This is a genomic window from Pseudoxanthomonas sp., assembly GCF_002863005.1.
Taxonomy (GTDB): domain Bacteria; phylum Pseudomonadota; class Gammaproteobacteria; order Xanthomonadales; family Xanthomonadaceae; genus Pseudoxanthomonas_A.
This window is the reverse complement of sequence record NZ_PKDG01000027.1, coordinates 1-4839: the sequence shown is the minus strand read 5'-3', so window position 1 is coordinate 4839 and position 4839 is coordinate 1. Positions and strand designations below refer to the sequence as shown.

Genomic DNA, 4839 nt, shown 5'->3' with positions numbered 1-4839 from the left:
CAGGAAATCGCGATGACATTCAAGCCGCCCGACACGGTCCTGATCTTCCGCATCGGCAGCCTGGGCGATACCCTGGTGGCGCTGCCGGCCTACCACCTGATTCGCGAACGCTACCCAGACAGCCACATCGTGCTGCTGACCAATACGCCAGTCGGTGGCGGCGTGAAGGCGGCAGCCAGCTACCAGATTCTGCTGGGTAGCGGTCTGGTCGACGACTACATAGAGTATCCGCACCAGAGCAGGAGCCTGCGCAGGTTCGCCGCGCTGGCCACCGCGATCCGTAAGCTGCGCCCGTCGCATGGGGTCTATCTGATGCCGCCGCGCACGCGCCGGCAGAGGCTGCGCGATGCGCTGTTCTTTGCCGGTGCTGGCCTGCCCTTGATGCAGGGCTTGTGGCCACGCCGCGATGTCAATCGGCATCTGCCGGTTGCCGGGCGGCCGGAGCAGCGCGAGTCCGAAGCGAGCCGCTTGCTGCGCTCCATTGGCTTTGATCCCCGGTTGCTCAAACCACGCCTGTTTTCGCTCGAGCTTCAACCGACGGAGCGAGTCAGCATCCATCCGCTGCTGGAGCCCTTGGGGCAAGCTCGACGGTTCATCGCGCTGAGTGTGGGTGCCAAGGTTTCCGCAAAAGATTGGGGTCAGGACCGCTGGTTGGAATTGCTAGATCAGTTGCAGCAAGCGGCCTCCGACTACCCTCTGGTATTCATCGGCTCGGCGGACGAGGCCAAACGCTGCGAACAGTTGCTGGCGCGCTGGCCCACCGGCGGGCTCAATCTCTGCGGCAAGCTGAGCCCGCGGCAGAGCGCGGCGGTGCTCGAACGGGCAACCGTGTTCATCGGCCACGACAGCGGCCCCATGCATCTGGCCAGCAGCGTGGGCATCCCGGCGGTTTCCATCTTCGCCGCGCGGGACAAGCCCGGTGTCTGGTTCCCGTACGGCAACGAGGCCAACGTGTTTTACAAGCTTGTGCCCTGTCATGGCTGCCGTCTCAGTGTCTGCACCGAGCACGAGAAGGTCTGCATCCGCTCGATCCTTCCGACGGAGGTTGTCGAACGGGTTCGAATCTTGCTGGCAGGTGAAACTGCCGGATCGTCCCCTCGGCGCCATCCTTCCGCTGACCTTTCGTGAAGTCATCGTTCATGGACCCGAAAACCTTGATCCCTCTCCTTGAATCCGGCTGGGCTGGCGCGCGCGTGCTGGTGGTGGGCGACCTGATGCTGGACAAATACGCTTTCGGCCGGGTAGAGCGCATTTCACCGGAGGCGCCGGTGCCGGTGGTGCGCGCCCACCGGACCAGCGAGCAGCCCGGCGGAGCGGCGAACGTGGCGATGAATATCGCGGGCCTGGGCGCCACCGCACTGCTGGCCGGTTTTACGGGGCAGGACGCGGATGGTCTGCAGCTGGCGTCACTGCTGGAAGCGGCCGGAATACAGCCGCTGCTGGTGCGCGTTGCGGAAACTCCCACCACCTCCAAGCTACGCATCCTGGGCGGCACACAGCAGATCGTGCGCCTGGACTTTGAGGACACAGCACCCCGCCCACTTGCGGCTTACGCGCAGTTGCTCAGCCAGATCGAGGCAGCGCTGCCATCGGTGTCGGCACTCGTGCTGTCGGACTACGCCAAGGGCGTGCTGACGCCAGAGCTGTGCGAGCGTTTGATCGCGCAGGCGGCAGAGCGTGGCATTCCAGTGTTGGTAGATCCTAAAAGCAAGGATTTTTCCCGCTATGCGGGCGCCACCACCATCTGTCCCAACCTGGGGGAACTATCGCTCGCCACCGGCGAAAGCGCGACCGACCTGGAGCGCCTGCTGGACCGTGCGCAGGCGCTGGTGTGGGAATACCGTCTGGAATATCTCACGGTGACGATGAGTGAGAAAGGGATCGCCGTGCTATGGCCGGATGCGCAGCACCGCGCGGCGGCCGTCGCCCGCCAGGTGTTCGATGTATCCGGCGCCGGCGACACCGTGATTGCTGTGCTGGCCCTGTGTGCGGCGCGGCAGCTGGAAGTGCAACAGGCGACCGTCCTGGCCAACCTCGCCGCCGGCATCGTCATCGCCAAGCTGGGCACGGTGCCGGTGACGCGAGACGAGTTACTCGGCGCCGTGCGCGCGGCCGCCGATCCGTATCAGGGGAAAACGCTGAGCCTGCCGCAGCTGATTGAAAAAACCAGGGTCTGGCGCGCCGCCGGCGAGCAGATCGTTTTCACCAACGGCTGCTTTGATCTGCTGCACGTCGGCCATGTGACACTGCTGGAGCAGTGCAAAAGCCTGGGCGATCGGCTGATCATCGGCATCAACAGCGATGCCTCGGTCAGTCGTCTGAAAGGCCCGACACGCCCGATCATCAGCCAGGCCGAACGCGCGCGCTTGCTGTCCGCGCTCGCTGCCTCGGACGCCGTGGTTATTTTTGACGAGGCGACGCCGATCGAACTGATCCGTGCGATCCGGCCTGATGTGCTGGTCAAGGGTGGCGACTACACCGAAGCCACGGTGGTTGGCGCGGATGAAGTCAGCGCCTGGGGTGGACGTGTGGAACTCGTGCCACTGGTTGCAGGCTTCAGTACGACCGAACTTGTGCGGCGGATGGCGGGCGGGCCGGACAAGTCTGAGCCCGAACGCGCGGGGCAAATCAGCGATGGAAGGCTGTCGTAGCGTAGGCAAAGCGCGGCATGCCCGGACAGATCGAGGCTAGCAGCGGATGGCCGCGGGGGCTGGTGCGTGGTCATCGCCCGCGTAAGCACGGCCTTCGGCCCACCCTATGGGGTCACTCCCCATTCACATTAACGACGACGGAATCCCATCGTGCCCCAACCGCTCCGCATCCTGCATCTGATCAGCAGCCTGAACCCCGCCGGCGGCGGGCCGTCGGAAAGGCTGCGCCGGATCACGACGCGCTATCAAAGCCTCGGCGAGATAGCCGGCAACGTGACGGGCTTCAGCGGCCGGATTTTCCAGCGCTGGATCCTGTCGGGCCTCAAGCGTGCGCAGCACGTGGTCTGCGTGTCTGAACAGACCCGGTCCGAGTTGCGGCGACTGTCGGGTTTGCCGGCCGAGCGCTGCAGCGTGGTGCCGAATGCGCTGAATTATCCGTACCGGCCCATGGTGTCGGATGAGGCCCGCGCGCGCTTGCAGCGTCTCGGTACCAGCGCGCCCTGGCCGTTCTTCGTCCATGTCGGCGGCAACCAGTGGTACAAGAATCGCGCCGGCGTGGTGCGCATTTTCATGCAGCTCGCCGCGCTGCCGCCGTTCCAATCGCACCACCTGATCATGGCGGGCAAGCCCTGGCCGGATGAGCTGCGGGCACTGGTGCAGGGATCGGCCCTGGCGGCGCGCATTCACGAGTGGACCGAGCTTGCCAACGAGGACCTGCGGGCGCTGTATTCGACGGCGGAGGCGCTGCTGTTCCCCTCGCTGCAGGAGGGTTTCGGCTGGCCGATCGCCGAGGCGCAGGCCTGCGGTTGCGTGGTCGTCACTTCCAATCGCGCGCCGATGACCGAGGTGGGCGGCGATGCGGCGGTCTATATCGACCCGGATGACGCGCCGGGCACCGCCGCCGTGATTGCCGGCACGCTGGCGGACCGTGATGCGCGGGTGGAAGCGGGGTTGCGGAATGCCGAGCGGTTCAGCGGTGCGCAGATGGTGGAGGGCTACGTGGCGGCGTATCTGCGCGTGGTGGCGGCCGCCCAGTGATCAAAGGATGCCATGGCAGGCTGGGAAAAGACGGCGCGGCCGCATGGAACTTGACGATGCGCGCGGCCGCGGCGAGTTAGGCCAGCGACTGATCCGCGTTGCGCGGCTGGCGGATGAAGTGCCGGCAGCGGACATCGCCGCACCAGCGCTGCTGAAGCTGGACGTGCAGGGTTTCGAGTTGCAGGCGCTGGCCGGTTGCAATGACGTGCGGTGCAGGCGGATTTTCTGTTCGGGCGGTGAGGTGTGGCGCCGGCGTTGGTCGCGGCGGGGGCGCCGCTCCTACCGGGAGCCTGTAGGAGGCCCGCCCTCGGGCCGATGGATTGCGAACGGCATCGGGGACCGATCGCGGCGGGGGCGCCGCTCCTACCGGGAGCCTGTAGGAGGCCCGCCCTCGGGCCGATGGATTGCGAACATCATCGGGAACCGATCGCGGCGGGGGCGCCGCTCCTACCGGGTGCCTGTAGGAGGCCCGCCCTCGGGCCGATGGATTACGAACGGCATTGGGGACCGGTCGCGGCGGGGGCGCCGCTCCTACGGGCTGGACTTGCGGCGCGGAAACCTGCGAGCATGTGACACTAAAGTGCTACATCATTTTGCTTCTGGAGCGGCCCATGTCCACCACGACCATTCGCCTGTCGGATGAACTTAAACAGCGTATCCGTCTGGCCGCGGAACGATCAGGCACCACAACCCACGGCTTCATCCTGCAAGCCATTGTGGAGAAAACCGAACAGGAAGCCTTGCGGCAGGATTTCAACGAGACCGCAAACCAGCGGTATGCGGACATCGTGGCGTCCGGCGAGACCATCCCGTGGCAGGAAATGCGGCGCTACCTTGAGCAAAGCATGGAGGGCAAGCGTCCCGCGCGACCGGCGGCGCGCAAGCTGGCGCCCTGAAGGTGTCCCGTATCGAGCTGGCTCCGGAGGTTGCGGATGACTTTGACCGGATCCTGGCCCACCTTGCCGAATACGACGTAGCGGACGCCCCGTCGCGGTTGCAGGACATCATCGCGGCAATCGACGTGCAGGAACGCAATCCCCTGATCGGCCGTCCGGACACCGCGGGCAATCGCGAGTTGGTGATCGGTCGGGGTGCGCGCGGGTATGTGGCGCTGTATCGCTATGCCGCGGCGATTGATACGGTTTTCATC

5 protein-coding genes are annotated in these 4839 nt (G+C 65.7%); all 5 read left to right on the top strand.

Annotated elements, in window-relative coordinates:
• Window positions 1–1128: glycosyltransferase family 9 protein (locus tag CYU89_RS12580; RefSeq protein WP_296281431.1), on the top strand; the 1128-nt coding region annotated here is incomplete at its 5' end.
• 11 nt (window positions 1129–1139) lie between these two features.
• On the top strand, window positions 1140–2651 hold the full coding sequence (hldE, locus tag CYU89_RS12575) for a bifunctional D-glycero-beta-D-manno-heptose-7-phosphate kinase/D-glycero-beta-D-manno-heptose 1-phosphate adenylyltransferase HldE (protein ID WP_296281429.1): 1512 nt from the start codon (window positions 1140–1142) through the stop codon (window positions 2649–2651).
• 150 nt (window positions 2652–2801) lie between these two features.
• Entirely contained in the window at window positions 2802–3689 is an 888-nt protein-coding gene (locus tag CYU89_RS12570; protein ID WP_296281427.1) for a glycosyltransferase family 1 protein, read from the top strand.
• A 611-nt stretch (window positions 3690–4300) separates the two neighbouring features.
• On the top strand, window positions 4301–4585 hold the full coding sequence (locus CYU89_RS12565; protein ID WP_014160338.1) for a DUF6290 family protein: 285 nt from the start codon (window positions 4301–4303) through the stop codon (window positions 4583–4585).
• A 2-nt stretch (window positions 4586–4587) separates the two neighbouring features.
• Window positions 4588–4839: type II toxin-antitoxin system RelE/ParE family toxin (locus CYU89_RS12560; protein ID WP_296281422.1), on the top strand; the 252-nt coding region annotated here is incomplete at its 3' end.

What these genes read in the sequence shown, in the direction of transcription:
- hldE (WP_296281429.1), top strand. Translation starts at nt 1,140, where the DNA reads ATGGACCCGAAAACCTTGATCCCTCTCCTTGAATCCGGCTGGGCTGGC.
- CYU89_RS12565 (WP_014160338.1), top strand. Translation starts at nt 4,301, where the DNA reads ATGTCCACCACGACCATTCGCCTGTCGGATGAACTTAAACAGCGTATC.